General features: G+C 39.6%; 23 protein-coding genes. 14 read left to right on the top strand and 9 right to left on the bottom strand.

Annotation, left to right across the window (positions count from 1 at the left end):
* The first annotated feature begins 4 nt into the window (after positions 1–4).
* The 3 genes from QM959_RS02430 (at position 5) to QM959_RS02420 (ending at position 3618) form a co-directional block, all read left to right on the top strand.
* Positions 5–277, top strand: coding sequence for a PspC domain-containing protein (locus QM959_RS02430; RefSeq protein WP_001085044.1), 273 nt, complete (start codon positions 5–7; stop codon positions 275–277).
* A 592-nt stretch (positions 278–869) separates the two neighbouring features.
* Positions 870–1628 carry an ABC transporter ATP-binding protein gene (locus QM959_RS02425; RefSeq protein WP_000173372.1) on the top strand — a complete coding sequence of 253 codons (759 nt, stop codon included), beginning with the start codon at positions 870–872 and terminating at the stop codon, positions 1626–1628.
* Position 1629: 1 nt separating this feature from the next.
* Positions 1630–3618: an ABC transporter permease gene (locus QM959_RS02420; protein ID WP_414371200.1), complete on the top strand. Its 1989-nt coding sequence runs from the start codon at positions 1630–1632 to the stop codon at positions 3616–3618.
* A 41-nt stretch (positions 3619–3659) separates the two neighbouring features.
* On the opposite strand, the gene QM959_RS02415 is transcribed toward QM959_RS02420, so the two are convergent.
* The gene (locus QM959_RS02415; RefSeq protein ID WP_414371198.1) at positions 3660–4355 is read right to left on the bottom strand and encodes a VIT family protein; all 696 of its coding nucleotides are present in this window, start codon (positions 4353–4355) and stop codon (positions 3660–3662) included.
* Between the two features lie 229 nt (positions 4356–4584).
* On the opposite strand from QM959_RS02415, the gene QM959_RS02410 reads away from it, so the two are divergent.
* Genes QM959_RS02410 through ftsY form a run of 3 tightly spaced genes read left to right on the top strand, consistent with a single transcriptional unit; the run spans position 4585 to position 7463 of the window.
* Positions 4585–5376 (top strand): Cof-type HAD-IIB family hydrolase, encoded by a 792-nt coding sequence (locus tag QM959_RS02410; protein ID WP_414371196.1) that lies wholly within the window; start codon positions 4585–4587, stop codon positions 5374–5376.
* Entirely contained in the window at positions 5376–6194 is an 819-nt protein-coding gene (locus tag QM959_RS02405; RefSeq protein WP_414371195.1) for a Cof-type HAD-IIB family hydrolase, read from the top strand. The genes QM959_RS02410 and QM959_RS02405 overlap by 1 nt, the downstream gene beginning before the upstream one ends.
* 3 nt (positions 6195–6197) lie before the next feature.
* A complete protein-coding gene (gene ftsY, locus QM959_RS02400) occupies positions 6198–7463 on the top strand; it encodes a signal recognition particle-docking protein FtsY (RefSeq protein WP_414371192.1) in 1266 nt (421 codons plus the stop codon).
* A gap of 45 nt (positions 7464–7508) precedes the next feature.
* Here the strand turns inward: ftsY and zwf are convergent, their stop codons facing one another.
* The 3 genes from zwf to QM959_RS02385 form a co-directional block, all read right to left on the bottom strand.
* A complete protein-coding gene (zwf, locus tag QM959_RS02395) occupies positions 7509–8996 on the bottom strand; it encodes a glucose-6-phosphate dehydrogenase (protein WP_414371190.1) in 1488 nt (495 codons plus the stop codon).
* A gap of 150 nt (positions 8997–9146) precedes the next feature.
* The gene (locus QM959_RS02390) at positions 9147–9887 is read right to left on the bottom strand and encodes an amino acid ABC transporter ATP-binding protein (protein WP_124787698.1); all 741 of its coding nucleotides are present in this window, start codon (positions 9885–9887) and stop codon (positions 9147–9149) included.
* Positions 9887–12052 carry an ABC transporter substrate-binding protein/permease gene (locus QM959_RS02385; protein WP_414371188.1) on the bottom strand — a complete coding sequence of 722 codons (2166 nt, stop codon included), beginning with the start codon at positions 12050–12052 and terminating at the stop codon, positions 9887–9889. Before QM959_RS02385 ends, QM959_RS02390 begins: the two co-directional genes overlap by 1 nt.
* A 171-nt stretch (positions 12053–12223) precedes the next feature.
* On the opposite strand from QM959_RS02385, the gene QM959_RS02380 reads away from it, so the two are divergent.
* The 7 genes from QM959_RS02380 to QM959_RS02350 all read left to right on the top strand — a co-directional run bounded on the left by QM959_RS02380 (position 12224) and on the right by QM959_RS02350 (position 18499).
* Entirely contained in the window at positions 12224–13177 is a 954-nt protein-coding gene (locus QM959_RS02380) for a CPBP family intramembrane glutamic endopeptidase (protein WP_414371186.1), read from the top strand.
* 76 nt (positions 13178–13253) lie between these two features.
* Positions 13254–15242: an excinuclease ABC subunit UvrB gene (gene uvrB / locus QM959_RS02375; RefSeq protein ID WP_414371184.1), complete on the top strand. Its 1989-nt coding sequence runs from the start codon at positions 13254–13256 to the stop codon at positions 15240–15242.
* Positions 15243–15256: 14 nt separating this feature from the next.
* Positions 15257–15754, top strand: a complete 498-nt coding sequence (locus QM959_RS02370) for a GNAT family N-acetyltransferase (RefSeq protein ID WP_414371182.1) — start codon at positions 15257–15259, stop codon at positions 15752–15754.
* Between the two features lie 94 nt (positions 15755–15848).
* A complete protein-coding gene (locus tag QM959_RS02365) occupies positions 15849–16475 on the top strand; it encodes an NAD(P)H-dependent oxidoreductase (RefSeq protein WP_414371180.1) in 627 nt (208 codons plus the stop codon).
* Positions 16476–16549: 74 nt separating this feature from the next.
* A complete protein-coding gene (locus QM959_RS02360) occupies positions 16550–16993 on the top strand; it encodes a hypothetical protein (RefSeq protein WP_414371178.1) in 444 nt (147 codons plus the stop codon).
* Positions 16994–17485: 492 nt separating this feature from the next.
* The gene (locus tag QM959_RS02355) at positions 17486–18019 is read left to right on the top strand and encodes a hypothetical protein (RefSeq protein ID WP_414371176.1); all 534 of its coding nucleotides are present in this window, start codon (positions 17486–17488) and stop codon (positions 18017–18019) included.
* Between the two features lie 12 nt (positions 18020–18031).
* On the top strand, positions 18032–18499 hold the full coding sequence (locus tag QM959_RS02350) for an 8-oxo-dGTP diphosphatase (protein ID WP_414371174.1): 468 nt from the start codon (positions 18032–18034) through the stop codon (positions 18497–18499).
* On the opposite strand, the gene QM959_RS02345 is transcribed toward QM959_RS02350, so the two are convergent.
* The 5 genes from QM959_RS02345 to coaB form a co-directional block, all read right to left on the bottom strand.
* Complete coding sequence (locus QM959_RS02345) at positions 18496–19011, bottom strand: transcription repressor NadR (protein WP_414371172.1); 516 nt, start codon at positions 19009–19011, stop codon at positions 18496–18498. The two genes, QM959_RS02350 and QM959_RS02345, sit on opposite strands and share 4 nt — an antisense overlap.
* 11 nt (positions 19012–19022) lie before the next feature.
* Entirely contained in the window at positions 19023–19550 is a 528-nt protein-coding gene (locus tag QM959_RS02340; RefSeq protein ID WP_247934823.1) for an ECF transporter S component, read from the bottom strand.
* A gap of 176 nt (positions 19551–19726) precedes the next feature.
* On the bottom strand, positions 19727–20290 hold the full coding sequence (locus tag QM959_RS02335; protein WP_414371170.1) for an ECF transporter S component: 564 nt from the start codon (positions 20288–20290) through the stop codon (positions 19727–19729).
* Entirely contained in the window at positions 20274–20825 is a 552-nt protein-coding gene (gene coaC, locus QM959_RS02330; protein WP_414371168.1) for a phosphopantothenoylcysteine decarboxylase, read from the bottom strand. The genes QM959_RS02335 and coaC overlap by 17 nt, the downstream gene beginning before the upstream one ends.
* Positions 20826–20836: 11 nt before the next feature.
* On the bottom strand, positions 20837–21526 hold the full coding sequence (gene coaB / locus QM959_RS02325; protein WP_414371167.1) for a phosphopantothenate--cysteine ligase: 690 nt from the start codon (positions 21524–21526) through the stop codon (positions 20837–20839).
* 232 nt (positions 21527–21758) lie between these two features.
* Between coaB and QM959_RS02320 the strand changes: the two genes are divergently transcribed.
* Complete coding sequence (locus QM959_RS02320; RefSeq protein WP_414371165.1) at positions 21759–23429, top strand: formate--tetrahydrofolate ligase; 1671 nt, start codon at positions 21759–21761, stop codon at positions 23427–23429.
* Positions 23430–23525: the final 96 nt, after the last annotated feature.

Below are 23525 nucleotides of genomic sequence, written 5' to 3'. Positions count from 1 at the left end.
TACCATGAACAGTAAATTTTATAAAATGAGACGAAATCGCATGATTTCAGGAGTTCTGGCAGGTCTGTCAGACAAATGGAACTTTGACGTTACCCTTGTTCGTTTTCTGTTTGCCATTTTTACAGTCGCAAACTTTGGACTTGGCGTGATTATTTATATCATCCTAGCTTCTATCATGCCAACCAAGGAAGAAATCGAAGCAGAAATGTACGGAACAGGCCCACGCAAACGTAAAGAAGCCCAAGCCATTGACGATAATGAAGGCTGGTTTTGGTGAGGTAAATCAATAGTTAACAAAGGCTTTGCTACATGATTATGGAAAGAAGGTAGTAGCATGCTTAGGAAATACTTTAAAAACTATAAATGGACGGACACGTTCTGGATTTTGTTTATTTTGATTGCTAATTTTCTGTCAACCAATAATTACTTATACCACTTAACAAAACAGGATTTTTCTGAAGAAGGTTGTCTTTTAGCAATTCCTTTGTTTCTTTTTCACTTTCTCTTTATAGATAAATTCATCATTTCTAGACGTAATCAGAAAGATGATTAATCTCTAACCCTTGTATCTGCAAGGGTTTTCTTCTTACTTTATTTTTATGGTAAAATATTTTTAATAAAATATCTACATTTCCCCCAATCTTACAAAAATGTAAGATTAAAGTCTCTTTTGTAAGGTTAGGTTATGGCAAGCCGTCTTTTTTTGATGTAAACTAGACTCATAAAGAACAAAGGAGTAACATCATGAAACAAATCTTACATAAGAAAACAAGAAAACCAAGCCACAAAGAAATCGAGCGTGTTCAGCTGGGATGCGCTATGATGCAAGCGACATTTCATTTGATGGGATATTAAGAAAGGAGATTCTCATGACACTTTTAGATGTAAAACACGTTCAAAAAATTTATAAAACTCGTTTTCAGGGCAACCAAGTAGAAGCCCTCAAGGACATTCACTTTACCGTCGAAAAGGGTGACTACGTTGCTATCATGGGTGAGTCTGGTTCTGGTAAATCAACTCTTCTCAATATCCTAGCTATGCTGGATAAACCAACTCGTGGGCAGGTTTACCTGAACGGAACTGACACCGCAACCATCAAAAATTCACAGGCTTCTAGCTTCCGTCGTGAAAAGTTGGGTTTTGTCTTTCAAGACTTCAATCTATTAGACACGCTTTCTGTTAAAGACAATATCTTGCTTCCACTTGTCTTGTCAAGAAGACCTATTACGGAGATGATGAAGAAATTGGTGGTAACAGCTGAGAATTTGGGTATCAACCAATTGCAAGAGAAGTACCCTTACGAGATTTCAGGTGGGCAGAAACAGCGTGTAGCAGTAGCCCGCGCCATCATCACAGAGCCTGAAATTCTCCTTGCGGACGAGCCAACAGGAGCTCTTGACTCCAAGTCATCTGCAGCCTTACTTGATGTTTTTGATGAAATCAATGAGCGTGGCCAAACCATTCTCATGGTAACCCACTCAACGGCAGCTGCTAGCAGGGCCAAGCGTGTACTCTTTATCAAGGACGGCATTCTTTACAACCAAATTTATCGTGGAGAGAAGACAGAGCGTCAGATGTTCCAAGAAATTTCTGACACCTTGACTGTCATGGCAAGCGAGGTGAATTAGTATGTTTCGATTAACCAATAAGTTAGCGGTATCCAATTTGATTAAAAACCGCAAACTCTACTATCCCTTTGCACTGGCTGTTCTCTTGGCAGTCACCGTCACCTATCTCTTTTACTCCCTAACCTTCAATCCCAAAATTGCAGAAATTCGTGGAGGGGAAACCATCCAAGCTACTCTAGGATTTGGTATGGTGATTGTCACACTTGCATCTGCTATTATTGTCCTTTATGCTAATAGTTTTGTCATGAAGAATCGTTCCAAGGAACTGGGAATTTATGGCATGTTGGGCTTAGAAAAGCGTCATCTGATCAGCATGACCTTTAAGGAGTTGGTACTATTTGGAATGCTAACTGTTGGAGCGGGAATCGGTATTGGAGCCTTGTTTGACAAGTTGATTTTCGCTTTCTTGCTCAAACTGATGAAATTGAAGGTTGAACTAGTCGCTACCTTCCAGATGAAAGTTGTCATTGCAGTGCTAGTTGTCTTTGGATTGATTTTCCTAGGCCTCATGTTCCTGAATGCCCTTCGAATCGCCCGTATGAATGCTCTCCAGCTTTCTCGTGAAAAAGCTAGCGGTGAGAAAAAAGGTCGTTTCCTTCCTCTTCAAACCATTCTTGGTTCCATTAGTTTAGGGATTGGCTATTATCTTGCCCTTACTGTAAAAGATCCTCTTACAGCCCTAATAACCTTCTTCTTAGCTGTTTTGCTGGTTATCTTTGGTACTTATCTATTGTTTAATGCAGGGATTACAGTTTTCCTACAAATCTTAAAGAAAAACAAGAAATACTATTACCAACCAAATAACCTTATCTCAGTGTCCAACTTGATTTTCCGTATGAAGAAAAATGCGGTTGGACTAGCAACTATCGCTATTTTGTCAACAATGGTCTTGGTAACCATGTCTGCAGCGACAAGCATTTTTAATGCTTCAGAAAGCTTAAAAAAAGTTCTAAATCCTCATGATTTTGGGGTTTCAGGGCAAAATGTTGAAAAAGAAGATTTGGACAAACTCTTGAGTCAGTTTGCAAGTGACAAAGGTTATAGTATCAAAGAAAAAGAAGTGCTTCGTTACACTTACTTTGGTGTTGTGAACCAAGAAGGAACTAAGTTAACCATTTTTGAAAAAGGACAAAATCGTGTCCAACCCAAAACACTTTTCATGGTATTTGACCAAAAAGATTATGAAAATATGACTGGTCAAAAACTGTCTCTATCAGGAAATGAGGTTGGACTCTTCGCTAAGAATGATGGACTGAAAGGTCAGAAAGGCTTAACTCTAAACGATCATCAATTTTCTGTAAAAGAAGAATTTACTAAAGATTTCATCGTGAACCATGTCCCAAATCAGTTTAATATTTTGACTGCTGATTACAATTATCTTGTTGTTCCAGATTTACAAGCCTTTTTGGACCAATTCCCAGATTCTGCCATGTATAATCAGCTTTACGGTGGTATGAATGTAAATGCCAGCGAAGAAGAACAGCTCAAGGTCGCTGAAGACTATGAAAAATACCTCCAAAAGTTTACTGCTCAATTAAACACGGAAGGTAGCTATGTGTATGGTAGCAATCTATCAGATGCTAGTGCTCAGATGAGTGCCCTCTTTGGTGGTGTCTTCTTTATCGGTATTTTCCTATCCATTATCTTTATGGTAGGAACGGTTCTGGTTATCTACTACAAACAAATTTCTGAAGGCTATGAAGATCGTGAACGCTTTATTATCTTGCAGAAAGTCGGTTTAGATCAAAAGCAAATCAAGCAAACCATCAACAAACAGGTTTTAACTGTTTTCTTCCTTCCTTTGCTCTTTGCCTTCCTACATCTAGCCTTTGCCTACCATATGCTTAGTCTGATTTTAAAAGTGATTGGCGTACTGGATGCGACTATGATGTTGACAGTGACCTTGTCTATCTGCGCTATCTTCCTCATCGCCTATGTGCTGATTTTCATGATTACTTCTAGAAGCTATCGCAAGATTGTGCAAATGTAAAAAAGATACCTCGACTTCAAAATCGAGGTATTTCTTGTATATTAAATGCTGAAAAGTTGTCCGAGCAGGAAGGTCACTCCCATAGTCAAGAGACCAATAGTGAGGTTTCGAATCATAGCTGTTTTAGTCGGAGCCTTTCCAAGTTTGGCACTAGTGTAACCAGTGAGAAGAAGGGCCACACCAACGATAAGGACAGTAGCAGGGATGCGGTATTCACTTGGGAAGATGGTCACTGACAACATTGGAGGCAAACTTCCAAGGAAAAAGGCAACAAAGCTAGAAATGGCAGCGTGCCAAGGATTGGTAAATTCTTCATACTCAATCCCATATTTTTCCTCAACCAAAGCCTTGAGTGGATTTTTAAGAAAGGCCTTATTGGTCAAGAGTTGGGCAGAAGTTTCGCATTCGCCATTTTGGATATAGGCAGTATAGAGAGACTTTTTGGCTAGTTCCATATCTTGGTCTAGCAAGAGCTGCTCACGCGCAACGGCTGCTTCCTCGGTATCTTTTTGCGTTGAAACGGATACATATTCTCCACCAGCCATTGAAAAGGCACCTGCCAAAATAGCTGCAAAACCTGATAAAAAGATAATCCAGATATTGCTCGTGGCACTGGCAACCCCGATAACCACACCAGCAATGGAAATGATTCCATCGTTAGCACCAAGAACACCCGCACGCAAGATATTTAAACGACCTGCAAAATTTGAATCGATTTCGTGATTTGTTTCTGACATAGTATTCTCCTTTTTATCCGGTATAAAGGAAAAATATAAGGAAATCAATCTTTTAAAACTATCTGAAAAAAGTTGCACGATTCTAATTTTACGAGCTTTTTTTAAGTTAGAAACAGCACTAGCTAGTAGAGAAGGATAAAAGAGAAGCAAAGCTGATAGACTAGTCCTTTTTCTACTTATCTATGGTATAATAGGAGGTAGATTTACTAATCGGAGTAAGAAAAATTTTATGATTAAACTAGTAGCAACGGATATGGACGGAACCTTCCTAGATGGGAATGGGCGCTTTGATATGGGACGCCTCAAAAACTTACTTGTTTCCTACAAGGAAAAAGGGATTTACTTTGCAGTAGCTTCGGGGCGCGGATTCCTATCTCTAGAAAAATTATTTGCTGATGTTCGTGATGACATTATTTTCATTGCGGAAAATGGCAGTTTGGTAGAGTATCAAGGTCAGGACTTGTATGAAGCGACCATGTCTCGTGAGTTTTATCTGGCAACTTTTGAAAAGCTGAAAACTTCACCTTATATAGATATCAATAAACTGCTCTTGACGGGTAAGAAGGGTTCTTATGTTCTAGATACGGTTGATGAGACCTATTTGAAAGTGAGCCAGCATTATAATGAAAATATCCAAAAAGTAACGAGTCTGGAAGATATCACAGATGACATTTTCAAATTTACAACCAACTTCACTGAAGAGACTCTTGAAGCTGGGGAGGCTTGGGTCAATGAAAATGTCCCTGGTGTTAAGGCCATGACAACTGGCTTTGAATCCATTGATATTGTTCTGGACTATGTCGATAAGGGAGTGGCTATTGTTGAATTAGCTAAAAAACTTGGTATCACAATGGATCAGGTCATGGCATTTGGAGACAATCTAAATGACTTGCATATGATGCAGGTTGTGGGACATCCTGTAGCTCCTGAAAATGCACGACCAGAAATTTTAGAATTAGCAGAGACTGTGATTGGTCACCATAAAGACCAGTCGGTTATAGCTTATATGGAGGGCTTATAATGGCAGATATAAAATTGATTGCATTGGACTTGGATGGGACCTTGCTGACTACTGATAAAAGGCTGACGGATCGTACCAAGGCAACCTTGAAAGCTGCGCGTGATCGTGGCATCAAGGTTGTATTGACAACTGGTCGTCCCTTAAAAGCCATGGATTTCTTTCTCCATGAGCTAGGGACTGACGGTCAGGAAGATGAGTATACGATTACCTTTAATGGTGGATTAGTTCAGAAAAATACAGGTGAAATCCTTGATAAGACAGTTTTTTCATATGATGATGTAGCACGCTTGTACGAAGAAACAGAGAAATTATCACTGCCTCTTGATGCCATCTCAGAAGGAACTGTTTATCAAATCCAATCTGACCAAGAAAGTCTTTATGCCAAATTCAATCCAGCTTTGACCTTTGTTCCAGTGAACTTTGAAGACCTATCTAGTCAAATGACCTACAATAAATGCGTGACTGCCTTTGCTCAAGAACCCTTGGATGCAGCCATTCAGAAGATTTCTCCAGAATTATTTGACCAATATGAAATCTTTAAATCACGTGAAATGTTGCTAGAATGGTCACCAAAGAATGTTCATAAAGCAACAGGCTTGGCAAAACTAATCAGCCATCTTGGAATCGAGCAAAGCCAAGTTATGGCCTGTGGTGACGAGGCCAATGACCTCTCTATGATTGAATGGGCAGGGCTCGGTGTTGCCATGCAAAACGCTGTTCCCGAAGTCAAGGCAGTCGCAAATGTAGTGACTCCTATGACTAATGACGAGGAAGCTGTCGCTTGGGCTATCGAAGAATATGCACTAAAGGAGAACTAAGATATGGGATTATTTGACCGTCTATTCGGAAAAAAAGAAGAACCTAAAATCGAAGAAGTTGTAAAAGAAGCTCTGGAAAATCTTGATTTATCTGAAGATGTTGAGTCTGCCTTAACAGAAGCAGTGGTTGAAAGTTCTGAAGAAGCTGTTCTCGAAGAAGAGGAAAATCAAGACACAGTTGAAGAAAATCAGGATTCAGAGTCAGTTGTAGAAGTTTCTCAAGAAGAAATAGAAGAATTTCCAAACTCACAAGAAGTCTCAGAGGAAGAGACTTCTGAGCTCCTAGAGACTGTAGAGGAAAATAGTTCTGAAGTGCTTGAACAAGAAACGCCTCAAGCAGAAGAAACTGTTCAGGAAAAATATGATCGTAGTCTTAAAAAAACTCGCACAGGTTTCGGTGCCCGTTTGAACGCCTTCTTTGCCAACTTCCGCTCTGTTGACGAAGAATTTTTTGAGGAACTGGAAGAACTGCTGATCATGAGCGACGTCGGTGTGCAGGTAGCTTCAAACTTAACGGAGGAACTACGTTACGAAGCCAAGCTTGAAAACGCCAAGAAACCTGACGCACTTCGCCGTGTCATTATTGAGAAATTGGTTGAGCTTTATGAAAAAGGTGGCGACTATGATGAACGCATCCACTTCCAAGATGGCTTGACAGTCATGCTCTTTGTTGGTGTGAATGGTGTTGGGAAAACAACTTCTATCGGAAAACTAGCACATCGCTACAAGCAAGCTGGCAAGAAGGTCATGTTGGTTGCGGCAGATACCTTCCGTGCAGGTGCAGTAGCCCAGCTTGCTGAATGGGGCCGTCGTGTGGACGTCCCAGTTGTGACTGGACCTGAAAAAGCTGACCCAGCCAGTGTGGTCTTTGATGGAATGGAACGTGCCGTGGCTGAAGGTATCGATATTCTCATGATTGATACTGCTGGTCGTCTGCAAAATAAGGATAATCTCATGGCTGAGCTGGAAAAGATTGGTCGTATCATCAAACGTGTTGTGCCAGAAGCTCCGCATGAAACCTTCTTGGCTCTTGATGCATCAACAGGACAAAACGCTCTTGTTCAAGCCAAGGAATTTTCAAAAATTACTCCTGTTACAGGGATTGTCTTAACCAAGATAGACGGGACTGCCCGAGGTGGTGTTGTTCTAGCAATCCGTGAAGAACTCAATATCCCTGTTAAGCTGATTGGTTTTGGTGAAAAGATCGATGATATTGGTGAGTTTAACTCAGAAAACTTTATGAAGGGTCTCTTGGAAGGCTTAATCTAATCAGAAGCAAAAATCCTGCAAGGCATAAACTTGCAGGAAATTTTTTTATTCTAAACGACCATCTTGACGGTAGGCGATATCTGGTTGCCAAGTCCATTTGGCACCGAATTTTTCAAGTAAGTCAAAGCTGGCTTGAGGGCCCATGCTTCCAGCTTTATAGTCATGAAGTGGGGCACCATTTTCAGCCCAGAGCTCTTCGATACGGTCAATCAATTTCCATGACGCACCAACTTCATCCCAGTGGCTAAAGTTAGTTGAGTTGTTATTTAGGACATCATAAATCAATTTCTCGTATGGTTCTGGAGAAGCACCAGTAGCGGTTGCATCTGTGCGGTAATCAAGTGAGTTAGGAGCCAAATTGAATTCTTCTCCTACTTGCTTTCCATTTAGGCTAAGAGAGAAGCCTTCTGTTGGTTGGATATAGATAGTCAAAATATTTGGAGCAAGTGGTTCTCCAAATATAGAATCCATTTGTTTAAAGACGATATTGACATGAGTTCCTTTTTCAGTTAGACGTTTACCAGTACGGAAGAAGAATGGAACACAACGGAAGCGATCGCTGTCTACAAAGAAGGCACCAGATGCAAAGGTTTCAGTTGTAGATTCTGGATTTACATTTGGCTCACTACGGTAAGAGATGTATTTCATGCCATCAATCTTACCAGAACGGTATTGACCACGGATAAAGTGTTCTTTAAGTTCTTCATCAGTTGGATGATAGAGGTTTTTAAAGACCTTAATCTTTTCAGCCCGAATCTCATCTTTTGTGAAACTTGCTGGCTTGTCCATGGCAAGCAGAGAAAGAAGTTGCAAAGTGTGGTTCTGTACCATGTCACGGAGGGCACCAGATTCATCATAGTAGCCACCGCGTTCTTCTACACCCAAGCGCTCCGCAAAGGTAATTTGAACATTGTCGATAAAGTCCTTGTTCCAAACGTTTTCAAAAATCAAGTTTGCAAAGCGAACTGCAAAGATGCTTTGGATCATTTCCTTACCAAGATAATGGTCGATACGGAAAATTTGTCCTTCGTCAAATGTTGCTAGGAGCTCGTCATTTAACTTGCTTGCAGTTGCGTAGTCTGTACCAAATGGTTTTTCAACGATTAAACGCTCAAAACCTTTACCATCCACAATGTTTTCAGACTTGAGGTGTTTGGCAATGGTTCCAAAGAATTGAGGAGCCATAGACAAGAAGAAGAGCTTGTTGTGTTCAGCTTGGTACTTGTCATTTAGTTCAGCCTGTAATTGACGTAAAGCAATGTAGTGCTCTGTATCATTAACATCATGACTTTGATAGTAGAAGTGGCTAGCGAACTCTTGAGCCTGTTCGGTACTATCTGCCAAATCAAGGATAGATTCGACTACAACAGATTCAAAATATTCCTTGCTCCAAGGACGACGAGCAGTTCCAATGACTGCAAAGTGCTCGGAAAGATTGCCGGATTTATAAAGTCTAAAAAGGGAAGGGTAGAGCTTGCGTTTAGCCAGGTCTCCACTCGCACCGAAAATTGTAACAATAACCTTAGATGACATCTAGCTACCTAATTTCTATTTTTATTCCTAGTCTTACTAGGTATGAGGAAATCTCATTTCATAAACTTAATTCTAACATAATTTTCCGAAAAATCAAAAAATCCAATACGAGATAGAAAAAAACTGCAAGGAAATCCTTACAGTTTTACGTTAGACGTTTAAGACCTTGTCCAAGAACTCTTTCAGACGTGGGTGTTGTGGGTTGTCAAAGATTTGGTCAGGTGTTCCGTCTTCAAGGAATTCGCCATCTGCAGTAAAGATAACGCGGTTAGCAACCTGACGGGCAAATCCCATCTCATGGGTTACGATAATCATGGTCATACCTTGCTCAGCCAGTTCCTTCATAACGTTTAGTACGTCTCCAACCATCTCAGGGTCAAGGGCTGAAGTTGGTTCATCAAAGAGCATGATGTCTGGATTCATTGCTAGTCCACGAGCGATGGCTACACGTTGTTTTTGACCACCTGATAGGCTATCTGGGTTGGCATTAGCTTTATCTGCTAGACCAACCTTTTCAAGCAACTCCATTCCCAATTTCTCAGCTTCTTCCTTAGTCATCAACTTGTGCTCAATAGGAGCAAAGGTGATGTTGTCCAATACAGACATATGAGGGAAGAGGTTGAAGTGTTGGAACACCATCCCGATATTTTCACGGACGTGGTCAACGTTGGTTGTTTTTTCAGTTAAGTCATAGCCGTTCACAGTGATGTGACCGCTAGTAACTTCTTCTAGAAGATTAAGGCTACGAAGGAAGGTCGATTTACCAGAACCTGAAGGACCGATGATACAAACAACATCTCCTTCATAGAATTTGGTCGTGATTCCTTTTAAAACCTCATTTTTTCCATAATACTTATGTAAATCATTTACATCAATTTTTAGTTTTGCCATTAACGAATCCTCTTTTCTAAGCGTTTCGCTAGTCTAGTCAAAAGTGTGATAATTACAAGATAGAAGATAGCAAGGATTGCATACATCTTGAAACTTTGATAGTTACGGGCGATGATAATCTTACCAGTTTGGAAGAGTTCAACCAAACCGATAGCAGATACGATGGTTGTATCTTTAAGTGCGATAACGAATTGGTTGACAAAGTTTGGCAACATCAATTTAGTTGCTTGTGGCAAGATAATCTTACGCATGGTTTTTCCATAAGAGATACCCAAGCTTCGGCTGGCTTCCATTTGACCAACTGGAACGGCCTGAATACCACCACGAACGATTTCAGCGATATAAGCAGCAGCATTGAGTGAGAGGGCAATAGTACCAGCTACGAAATCGTTAATTGGGCTTTGTTGGCCTGTAATAGACTCGATGAAGTTTGGAATTCCCCAGAAGATGAAGGCTGCAAGAATCATCAAAGGAATACCACGGATAACGTCAACGAAAATCTCAGAGATCACACGAAGAGATTTGTAAGGGCTAACGCTAAACATACCGAAGATAATCCCGATAATAATGGCAATAGCAAATGAGATAAGAGCTAGAGCAAGAGTGATACCAAGACCGCTAAGGAGTTGTTTGTAGTTGTTTTGAAGCAAGCCCCAGATAGTAGTTTCATCAACAGTGCTTGTTGATACAGTTGAAGATTCACTAGCTAGGTATTTGTCACGAATCTTTTGGAATTCGCCGTTTGCTTTAAGGTTTGCAAGTCCGTTGTTGAACATTTGGATCAATTCTGGATTTGCTCCTTTTTTAACGGCAAAGGCTGTTTCACCGATTGGAGATCCAGCGATTGGAGTTTTCAATTTTTGCCCTTGGCTGATAGAATATTTGAGAACAGGCTCATCATCCATAACGGCATCAATGGCACCAGTATTTAAACTGTCATACATTGATGAACCATCAGCAAAGGTTTTGATTTTGTAACCGTATTTGCTTTGATTTTCTGTTAGGAAGGTTTGAGAAGCAGTTCCGTTTTTAACACCAACCGTCTTCCCTTTCAAATCTTCATAAGAAGCAATGGTGCTTGATTCTTTGACACCAAGGATAGTATTGGCAGTGTAGTATGATTCTGAGAAGTCAAAAGTTTCCTTACGAGCATCTGTGACAGACATACCAGCAATGATACCGTCAGCTTGACCAGCTTGGACAGCGCTGATAGCCGCATCGAAACCAGGGTTGGTGATTTCAATTTCAAAACCTTGGTCTTTAGCGATTGCCTTAATCAAATCCATATCAATACCAGTAAATTGGTTGCTTGAATTTTGGAAAACAAAAGGTGCAAAAGAAGAATCGCTGGCAATGATGTATTTAGCTTTAACAGGAGTTGCTTTTAGACCAGCTGCAGTCGTTGTGGTTGGCACTGCTGAAGAAGATGATGCAGTCCATTTCTTGATGATTTTATCAAGACTACCATCTTTTTTCATTTCAGCCAAGGCTTGGTTAAATTCAGTAACCAATTGCTCGTATTTGCTTCCTTTTTTGACACCGAAAGCAAAACTTCCAACAGCTTCCCCATCCATTTCAATATGGAGGTCTTGACCTTGATTAATCGCGTACTCGATAACAGGTTTGTCATCCATCATGGCATCGATGGCACCAGCACTTAAGCTGTTGTTCATCAAATCACCAGTGTCAAATGTTTTAATGCTAAAGCCGTATTTATCCTTGATACTTTCAAGGAAACGTTGAGCGGCTGTTCCGTTTTTAACACCAACAGTTTTACCTTTTAATTGGTCGTACTGACTAATCTTGTGTGACTTTGTAGTTGCAATGACAACTTTTGTATCATAGTAAGTATCAGACATGGTGAAAACTTTTTCACGTTCTGCAGTCTTTGTCATCCCTGCCATGATAGCGTCAGCTTGACCAGCTTGAACCGCATTTACTGCTGCGTCAAATCCAGGATAGGACATCTGAATGTTCCAACCTTTAATCTCAGCAACTTTGTTGATAATGTCAACATCAATTCCTTTATAAGTTTGATCTGAATCTTTAAACTCAAAAGGTGCATAGGCGGTATCAGACACAATCTTAATCGTCTCAGCTTTCGCAATACCTAATGAGAAAATTGGGAATAAAATTAGCAAAAATGCTAGAAATTTTTTCTTCATTTTTAGTCTCCTTTTCCGAATATTTTCCCATTATATCAGAAAACACTAAAAAATGCAAATCACGTGATTTTTATGTTAGAAAATATAACATATGTCTCTTTTTTCTTTCTTGAATTGCTACTATAAAGTGCTATAATAATAGTATATAATAGAAGAAAAGAGGACAGGGATATGAAGGACAGAAGAATATTTAAAGACTTCCAAGTTTCCCAAATGCGGTTAAACCTTTACACAAGCCCCTTGTTAGCCTTTGTTTTTGTCTTCATAGGAGAGTTTGTGGCTTATACTTTGTATGGTATTAGTTTATTAGCTCTCATAGGACTTGCTAGAAATTTTGGAGAGACTGGTCAAAATATTGCAACTTTCTTGCAGACCTTGCAGCAGAGCTTGATGGATAGAACAAGTGACTTTCGTTTAATTTTATCATTGCTGTCCTTTGGCTTTATTCTCAACACTGTGTTCAGATGGACAAGAAAAGTTGAGAAAAGAGCTATTCGAACCTTGGGATTTTATAGTGAGAATTTCCTCAGCAATCTACTTAAAGGATTTGGTCTAGGCCTGGCACTTTTTCTTCTAACCTTGTTAGGTTTAGTGGCCTTGGGGCAATATCGTTTGGAGTCCATTCACTTGAATCCTTATTCTATTTCCTTTGTTGTCTTTACTATCCCATTTTGGATTTTACAGGGGACAGCAGAAGAAGTGGTGTCCCGTGCTTGGCTCCTTCCTCAATTGGTCTCAAGAACCAATCTAAAACTTGCTATTGTTATATCTAGCCTATTTTTTACCCTGCTTCATATGAGCAATTCTGGTATAACACCTTTATCTCTAGTAAATCTCTTCTTATTCGGAGTTGCCATGGCTCTTTACCTTCTCAAAACCGATACAGTTTGGGGTGTTGCCGGTATTCATGGGGCTTGGAATTTTGCTCAGGGTAATCTCTTTGGGATTTTAGTTAGTGGTCAACCATCAGGAACGTCCTTGATGACCTTTTTACCACAAGGTTATCAAGACTGGATAGCAGGAGGATCTTTTGGGATTGAAGGTTCTATTATGACAAGTCTGGTATTGTTACTGCTGATTGTCTATCTCGCTTATCAATTAAAGAAAGAAAATGAAAGGATGTGACTTCGGTCCGTCCTTTTCTTCGTGAAAATGCTACAAGTATGCTAAAATAGGAATAGCACATGGAGAGAGGATTCTTATGATCAATCGCATCACAGACAATCAATTTAAACTAGTATCAAAATACCAACCTTCAGGAGATCAACCCCAAGCCATCGAGCAGTTGGTAGATAACATTGAAGGTGGAGAAAAAGCTCAGATTCTCATGGGGGCGACTGGTACAGGGAAGACCTATACCATGAGTCAGGTCATTTCCAAAGTCAATAAACCAACTCTGGTTATTGCCCACAATAAAACTCTGGCCGGACAGCTCTATGGAGAATTTAAGGAATTTTTCCCTGAAAATGCAGTTGAGTACTTCGTATCTTACTATGACTATTACCAGCCAGAAGCCTATGTCCCTTCTAGCGATACCTATATTGAAAAGGATAGTTCAGTCAATGACGAGATTGACAAGCTCCGTCACTCAGCGACTTCAGCCCTTTTGGAGCGTAATGATGTTATCGTTGTAGCGTCTGTTTCTTGTATTTATGGTTTGGGTTCGCCCAAGGAATACGCTGATAGTGTCGTTAGTCTCCGTCCAGGTCTTGAAATTTCTCGTGATAAACTCTTGAATGACTTGGTTGATATCCAGTTTGAACGTAATGATATTGATTTCCAACGGGGAAGATTTCGTGTCCGTGGAGATGTGGTAGAAATTTTTCCAGCTTCCCGAGATGAACACGCCTTTCGAGTAGAATTTTTTGGAGACGAAATTGACCGTATTCGTGAAGTTGAAGCGCTGACAGGTCAGGTTTTGGGAGAAGTTGATCATTTGGCAATTTTCCCAGCGACTCACTTTGTGACCAATGATGACCACATGGAAGTTGCCATTGCCAAGATTCAGGCTGAGTTGGAGGAGCAACTAACTGTCTTTGAAAAGGAAGGCAAACTGCTTGAAGCCCAACGCTTGAAACAGCGGACAGAGTATGATATTGAGATGTTACGTGAGATGGGTTATACCAACGGGGTTGAAAACTATTCACGCCACATGGATGGACGGAGCGAAGGAGAGCCTCCTTATACGCTTCTCGACTTCTTCCCAGATGACTTCTTAATCATGATTGACGAGAGTCACATGACTATGGGGCAAATCAAGGGCATGTACAATGGTGACCGTTCTCGTAAGGAAATGTTGGTTAATTATGGTTTCCGTTTGCCGTCTGCTCTGGATAATCGTCCTCTCCGTCGGGAGGAGTTTGAAAACCATGTTCATCAGATTGTTTACGTTTCAGCGACACCTGGTGACTATGAAAATGAACAGACTGAGACAGTGATTGAGCAAATCATTCGCCCGACAGGTCTTTTGGATCCTGAGGTGGAAGTACGTCCGACTATGGGACAGATTGATGACCTCTTAGGTGAAATCAATGCCCGTGTTGAGAAAAATGAGCGTACCTTTATCACAACCTTGACCAAGAAAATGGCAGAGGACTTGACCGACTACTTCAAGGAAATGGGTATCAAGGTTAAGTACATGCACTCGGATATCAAGACTTTAGAGCGGACGGAGATTATTCGAGATCTGCGCTTAGGGGTCTTTGATGTCTTAGTTGGGATTAACCTCCTTCGTGAAGGGATTGACGTTCCAGAGGTTAGCTTAGTTGCGATACTTGATGCTGACAAGGAAGGTTTCCTACGTAACGAACGTGGCCTAATCCAGACTATTGGACGCGCTGCTCGAAACAGCGAAGGACATGTCATCATGTATGCGGACACCGTTACTCAGTCTATGCAACGTGCTATCGATGAAACGGCCCGTCGTCGGAAAATTCAGATGGCTTATAATGAAGAACACGGTATTGTTCCACAAACTATTAAGAAAGAAATTCGTGATCTGATTGCTGTAACCAAGGCAGTTGCTAAGGAAGAAGACAAGGAAGTTGATATCAATAGCCTCAATAAGAAAGAACGTAAAGAACTCGTCAAGAAACTGGAAAAACAAATGCAAGAAGCTGTCGAAGTGCTTGACTTTGAACTTGCTGCCCAGATTCGAGATATGATGCTGGAAGTCAAGGCGTTGGATTAAGGAGAAGAAAATAAATGACGATTATTATCAAATCAATGGAAACTCCTGGAGAGATAGAAGGTAAATCCCTCGTTCACTGGCAAACGTGGAGAGAGGCTTATGATGAGATTTTGTCTGAGGAATTTCAAGAACAAATGACTTTGGATAAGTGCCGGTTTTATAGTCAAAAATATCCAGAAAATACATTGATTGCGATGGATGGAAAGAAGGTTGTTGGATTTATCAGCTATGGAAATTTTCGTGATGAGACTATTCAAGCTGGTGAAATCATTGCCTTATATGTTTTAAAAGACTATTATGGAAAAGGAATAGCACAAAAGTTAATGAAAGCGGCTTTAACAGCTCTTGATTATTTTTCTGAAATTTTCTTATGGGTATTGAAAGATAATAAGCGAGCCATTGCTTTCTATCAAAAAATAGGTTTTACTGTTGATGGTCAAGAAAAAATACTTGACCTTGGAAAACCTGTTAAGGAATTGCGGATGATGTGTTCTTCAAATAAAAATTTCTAGAGGATGTATCTATCAATCTTTGAGCCATAATCAATTAATCAAGTATAAAGAGTGAAAGAGATAGAACGAAAAAAAGAGTTGAAGGAGAGAACTTATGAAAATTCTAGTTATCAATGGGCACCCTGATAAGGAAAGTTACTGTCAGGCTATTTTTCAAACCATAGTAGAAAATATTGACTCAACGCATCATGAGTTTGAAGTAATTAATCTCAATGAAGCAGATTTTGATCCTGTTTTACGTTATGGTTATCGAAAACGGATGAAGGAAGATTCGTTTATCCTTCGTTCCCAAGAATTAATCCAGTGGGCTGACCATTTTATCTTTGTTTATCCTATTTGGTGGAGTAGTATGCCCAGTCTCCTGAAAGGTTGGATTGATCGGGTCTTTACACCGGGGATAGCCTACTCGGCCAACGATCAGGGCAGCTTTATCTGGAATTATCTCAGAGGCAAGCAATTTAAGAAGTTGCTCAAAGGCAAAACAGCCAGTATTTATGTGACTTCGATGGCCCCTACTTGGTGGTACAAGGTTTTTTCAGGTTCTCTTAACATTCCTGATAGTTATGGCATTTCTGTTTTGAAAAATGCTGTTTTGAATCACTGTGGAATTAAAACCAAGCGTGTCTGTATTTTGGGTGAAGTCGGTAGGGAGGTGAATACAGCTAGTATGCGTGAAAAACACCTCCAAAAGATAGAAGAAGAAGTTAAAAAACTATCATGAAACAAGAAAATAAGAGGCAGAAAAAATCAAAAAAATACCATAAGCCAAATCAGAAAATAGGTTGACTAGACAGCGTGAATTTGTGGTTTGTTGAACTTTCAACAATTGCCTATATCCTTGATGCAAGTATTTTGTTATTCTCTGCTCTAGGAAAATTTTACCTATTGTACGGAACACCTCTCATTCCAAGTCCTTATCGGGAACTGCATTATAGTTTTCCTTTCTATCTAAATCTTGTTGTGTTGTTGAATGCATCCTATCTAACTTTTTGTACCTTTAAAAATGACTGGGTTTCCTTGAGAGATTTTGCAGTTATGTTTTTATATCCTAATGGGATTGCCTGTGTATTACAGTTAACGATTGGAATGACCTCTAAAAGAGGAAGAAGATTACTTCCAATGTGGGCATTAGATTATCGCTACATCTGGTTTCCAATCCTTACTTATGTGTTCTTCTTTCTAGTAGCGATTTTGATAATTTTTATTTCTAAGTATAATGACAAGAAAAAGAGAAAATAATAAAAGAAATTCAAACACAAAGAATAATCACCAAAGGAAAGAAAGTTTTCATATTTGGCTAAATTCTCATAAATTTTTAGGCTTCTTCCTAGTCCTTGGTCTTTTTTTAGGAATAGGACTAGGTGTCACTCTTATTTTTGAACTCCTTCCTATTCCTTCGCCATACAGAGATATCAACTATAGTTTTCCACTATATATAAATCTTTTTTGTCTGGTCTATAGATTATTTGACTATTGGTTCCTAGACTTGTCTAGGACAAAGATGACAATAAAAAGATATGCAGAATTATTTATCTATCTTAATAGTATTGGTTTAATAGTCCATCTATTTTTAGGAGTTGGTGGGAAAAACAGTAAAGGAATTTTACCTTCTCTCTTATCCCTAGATTATCGCTACATCTGGTTTCCTATAGCAAGCTATCTGATCTTTTTCAGTTTGGCATCTATTGTAACTCTAGTAATGAATTATATTGAAAAGAAAAGGAGTCAATCATGATGACGAGAAAGTTTAAAGGATTTAAAGTAGTCTATTTTGCTCTATCTATTTTTGTTATAATTCAACTTATACTTAGATTATATGGTTTATCATTTACACCAATTCTTGGGAACAGTTGGCTTTTCCTTATGATTTTAGCTTTCTATATTCGCTTTTTAAGACATTTGGTCCTTCTTGATCTTCTATTTGTTATTATTGGATTGTATTTTATGACTGTAACATGGAGCAGTCTTTTACTCATTACTGTTGTCACACATATTATTAGTTATTATTTAAAAGAACGCTATTTTATCTTAGGTTGGATTCGTAGTAGTATTTGTAGTTACTATTTATGGATGATCTCATTGATTATTTTTAACTTTTTTCCAATGCTTCCGATTCCAATAGCAAATTTTGAAGTTCAAGAACAAGAAATCGTAATAAAAGTAATATATTTATTTGAGGACAAATGTTATTATCATGAAAGCCTAAATCCTTTCATAATGAAGTCTGAAGTTAAAGATATAACGTCAATCAAAACATTTGAATAGAAAGTGAGTCCTATGTCTCGAGCGCAATTAACCATTCTAACCAATATTTGTATGATTGAAGACCTTGAAAAGCAGCGCGTGGTTATGCAGTATCGTTCGCCCGAAAGCAAGCACTGGTCTGGCTACGCCTTTCCAGGTGGTCATGTTGAAAATGGAGAGGCCTTTGCAGAGTCTGTCATTCGTGAAATCTATGAAGAAACAGGTCTGACAATCAGAAATCCTCAACTGGTTGGCATTAAAAATTGGCCGCTAGATACCGGCGAGCGCTATATTGTTTTTTGTTATAAAGTGACTGAATTCTCTGGAAGCCTGCGTTCTTCAGATGAAGGAGAAGTTTCTTGGGTACAAAAAGACCAGATTCCAAATTTGGATCTGGCCTATGATATGTTACCTTTGATGGAAATGATGGAAGCTCCAGATAAGTCAGAATTTTTCTACCGTCATCGTACCGAAGACGGATGGGAAAAGAGAACTTTTTAATCCTTTACCAAATACCCTAACTTGTCCAAGGCCTGCTCGATATAGAGGAGGTCTTGTTCGCTTTCAGCTTCGACTAGGTGATAATGGACACCATCCGTTAATTCAGAAAGGGGTCTAAAGTCAGACTTCTCGACTTGCTCTAAAAAATGCTGAACGTCTCGACGACAAGAAAGTTTGAGTAGAGTTTCAATTTCTCCGTAAACAGGATGATCAATTAAGGTATTCTGGACACGTCCTCCATTATCGACTATAGCTAGAAGTTCTTGACCGATTTCTTCCATCTCGTGCTTGACTTTAAAAAGTTTGTGAACATAAGGATTGGTATCAAATTGCTTATAGATGTAGCCACGATTAGTGGATAGGATAGGAGCGCCATCGGCTCTCAAAATTGCAATGTCCTGTACAATGACCTGACGTGTGACATGAAAATGTTCAGCCAAACTTTGGCCATTGAGTGCTTTAGGGGCTTCTTTCAAGAGTTGAAGCAGGGCTTGTTTGCGATCTTTTGTCATAGTTCTTCCTTTTAACGGCGTTTTCGAAGCACTTTATAGACAGCTAGTGCTAATGTATAGTCTACCATACTATGGATAATTGTGCCAAATCCAACTAGTACAAATAGAACATAAAACATATTTTCTACATTGGTACCAGAAGTTGCGTAAAAAACGACACAGGCTAATACTTCAGCAAGGGCATGGATAAGCGCTAAAACAAAGTTGAAAATCCAGGAAGATTTTGGTTTATCTAGGGTATCGGGGAACTTTTGTAGGTAAAGAGCTCCCAAAGTCCCAAAAAAGATATGGGAAAAAGCTCTAAAAACGATCACCATGGGATAGCCAGCCATCAAGAATCCAAAACTAGAGGCTAGGATGACAAAAACTGCCATCAAGGGCGACAAGAACATGGCAATAAAAATAGCGATGTGACTTCCCAAAGTGTAAGAAGCAGGGGGAATGACAATCTTAAAAGGCATCACAATCGGAATCAAAATTGCAATAGCTGTTAAGAGGGCTGTCATTGTCATAAATTGTGTCTTTTGCCGTGTATTCATAAGAATCTCCTTTTTAACTGTATATACACTAGTATAGTACAATAAAACGAACAATAAAGCAAGCATTTACTTGGGTTTATAGGTCGTTTTTTAGTTAAAAGTTGGTAAAGATTTCACTAAAAAGAAACTACTTCAAACAAAATCTCCACCTTCAGGATTGAAAGCGGAGTTTGTTTTTATTTCTTCAAAATTTGTAATCTTGGAACAATGGCTAGGGTTAAAACTGCGGAAATGACTAATTCGGCAATCGAATTTGTTGAGATAACGGTGGCTAGGAGTTTTTGGATATTCCCATCAAAAACATTTCCAAAAAGGTAGAAAATTCCACCAAGTACAAAGACTGTGTTAGTAAGTGAACCAAGAGCACCAGCTAGAATCAGACCAGTCTTGTTTTTCATTAGTTTATAGACTAGGTACGGAGTTAAACCAATCAAAATACGTGGAACGATGGCAATGATAGCTGAGTAAATGTTTCCGTTTGGTACGAATGGTGAGAAGAGGTAGCTTGTCGGTAGAATTGTAATCGTGTTAACTGTCAAGCTAAGTAGCCCCATCAAAAATCCAAGTGTAACTCCAACTCGTGGACCGTAAATAATGCTAGCAATAATGACGGGAATATGAACGATGGTCGGTTTGATTGGAAATGGAAAAAGGTTAAAGAGAAGCGAGCTCAGAAAGTGTATCACGAGCATGGTTGCAAAAAAGATAGCAATGGGCGCAATATTAGATCGTTTTTTCATCGAGAGTTTCCTCTATTCTTTCTAAAATAATTGTGAGATCGGCTAAGGCTCCTCGTCCGTTGTCTCCACAAGCTAGTAGGGATTCTTTAGGAGCAATCAGCTGATAGCCGTAGCTTTCTAATGTTTTCAGATTAGCTTGAGTTGCCGGATGATCATACATTTTTGTATTCATTGCTGGTGCGATGAGTTTGGGAATATGACTTGGCAGGGCTAGAGCCGTACTGGTCACCATGTTGTCCGCAAAGCCGTGGGCTAGTTTTGCAATAGTGTTAGCAGTTGCAGGGGCCACGATGAATAAATCTGCTTTTTTTCCAAGTTCGATATGATTGACCTGATCAGGATAGGGTTCCTTCATGACATCCAAGTGGACAGGATTCTGTGATAAGACCTGTAGAGTCAAAGGTTGGATAAACTCTGTAGCAGCCTGAGTCATTAAGACAGTGACTTGATGGCCTTGTTTTTTTAGAGAACTGACTAAATCTGCCGACTTGTAAGAGGCAATTGACCCCGTTACAGCCAAGAGAATGTTTGCCATAGCTTTCCTTTCTATGAATGATAGGCTTGAATTTTTTCAAGGAGGAGTTCTGCAATTTCTTCTTTAGTGTTAACTGTTTTAAGATGATCTTTTTCAACAAAGATTGCGCGGTGTTGATTTGCTGAGATTTGAGTCAGGTCATTTGCAATGATTAAGTCAGCTTGATTCTTGATAAGACTTTTTCTAGCAATCTCAATGAGATAATCTTCAGAGACGTCAACCAGCAGTTTAAAACCAATCAGATGAATAGCAGGATTCCACTCCTTGACTAGAGAGATGATTTTGGGTGTTTTTTTCAGGAATAAGACCTGAACCTCGTCGGTTGAAGATATCTTAGCTTGTTGATTCTGCTTGCTTAAAAATTCTTCTAGATTGGAGCTAGCCTGAACTTCTTCAAGTCCTGTCATATAAACAGAAGTGTAGTCGGACACCGCCATTGAGTGAATCAAAATCTGATAATCTGCAACCCGTTCTTGCATTTCCAGTAGAAGGTCGTTGGTATTGGTAATTTCTCGAATGCTTAGATTAGGGTGAGCTTCTGGCTTCTGAGCTCGTTTTGTCGTAATTAAACAAACTTCATGCCCTGCAGCAAGCAAGGTTTCTGTGATGATTTTCCCCAAGCGACCTGTAGAATGGTTAGTGATAGAGCGGACGCTATCGATAGCTTCACTGGTACCGCCCGATGTAACTAAAATTTTCATAGCACTATTGTACCAAAAAAAAAATAATAAGCAAAAGAAAGCGCTTGAATATATATAGAAAATAAAAAGAATCTACTATAGTTTTAAACTATAAAGCCATATAAAATTTAAGAAAGAACTCTAAAAACCTTAAAAACAGGGATATTTACGAACGTTTAGAGAGTTTTGGGATGTTAAAAATCTTGTTTTGTGTTATAATAAATTATCATATAAGAGGTTAGAGGAGTTTTGAATGAAAACAGATATTGAAATCGCACAGAGTATTGAGTTGAAGCCCATTGTTGATGTTGTAGAGAAGCTTGGAATTTCTTACGACGATTTGGAATTGTATGGAAAGTATAAGGCTAAGCTCAGCTTTGATAAAATTCGTGCAGTTGAGAGCAATCCAGTTGGAAAATTGATCTTGGTTACTGCCATTAACCCAACACCTGCAGGTGAAGGAAAATCAACTATTACCATTGGTCTTGCGGATGCCTTGAACAAGATTGGCAAGAAAACCATGATCGCTATCCGCGAACCATCTCTTGGTCCAGTAATGGGGATTAAGGGTGGTGCGGCAGGTGGTGGTTACGCTCAAGTTCTACCAATGGAGGACATCAATCTCCACTTTACTGGGGATATGCATGCCATTACAACTGCCAACAACGCCCTTTCTGCCTTGATTGACAACCACTTGCACCAAGGCAATGAGCTGGGAATTGACCAACGTCGTATCCTCTGGAAACGTGTCGTTGACTTGAACGACCGTGCTCTTCGCCATGTGACCGTTGGACTTGGTGGTCCTCTAAACGGTATTCCACGTGAGGATGGCTTTGATATTACCGTTGCTTCCGAAATCATGGCAATTCTTTGCTTGGCTACGGATATCGAGGACTTGAAACGCCGTTTGGCTAATATCGTAATTGGTTATCGCTATGACCGTACACCTGTTTCTGTAGGTGATTTGCAGGTTGAAGGTGCCTTGGCTTTGATTTTGAAGGATGCTATTAAACCGAACCTGGTTCAGACAATTTACGGTACACCTGCCTTTGTGCACGGTGGTCCATTTGCAAATATTGCTCATGGATGTAATTCAGTCTTAGCAACAAGCACAGCCCTTCACTTGGCTGATTACACAGTTACTGAAGCTGGTTTCGGTGCAGACCTTGGTGCCGAGAAATTCCTTGATATCAAGACACCAAACTTACCAACATCTCCAGATGCAGTTGTTATTGTTGCAACCCTTCGTGCCCTTAAGATGAATGGTGGGGTTGCTAAAGATGCTTTGACAGAGGAAAATGTAGAAGCAGTTCGAGCAGGTTTTGCCAACTTGAAACGCCACGTAGAAAATATCCGTAAGTTCGGTATTCCAGTAGTCGTAGCTATTAACGAATTTGTTTCTGATACAGAAGCAGAAATCGCAGCCTTGAAAGAACTTTGTGCTTCTATTGATGTGCCAGTTGAACTAGCAAGTGTCTGGGCTGATGGCGCAGAAGGTGGTGTAGCGCTTGCCGAAACGCTTGTCAAGACTATCTCTGAAAATCCAGCCAACTACACACGTCTTTATGACAATGACCTTTCTGTCCAAGAAAAGATTGAAAAGATTGTTACAGAGATCTATCGTGGTAGCAAAGTGAACTTTGAGAAGAAAGCTCAAACGCAAATTGCCCAAATCGTTCAAAACGGTTGGGACAAATTGCCAATCTGTATGGCTAAGACTCAATATAGTTTTTCAGATAATCCAAATGCACTTGGAGCACCAGAAAACTTTGAAATTACCATCCGTGAATTGGTACCAAAATTAGGTGCAGGCTTCATCGTTGCCTTAACTGGCGATGTCATGACCATGCCAGGACTTCCAAAACGACCAGCAGCTCTCAACATGGATGTTGAAAGTGATGGAACTGTCCTAGGATTATTCTAATATTTAGATAATATTAAAAGGGTTTGGAAATATTTTCCAAGCTCTTTTTCATGTTAAAAAATAACCTCAACTTCATTTGAAAGATACATGTTTTGT

Origin of the sequence: Streptococcus mitis (genome assembly GCF_047459985.1) — a bacterium.
Taxonomy (GTDB): domain Bacteria; phylum Bacillota; class Bacilli; order Lactobacillales; family Streptococcaceae; genus Streptococcus; species Streptococcus mitis_DZ.
The sequence above is the reverse complement of the archived record's forward strand: the minus strand, read 5'-3'. Positions and strand labels throughout refer to the sequence as shown.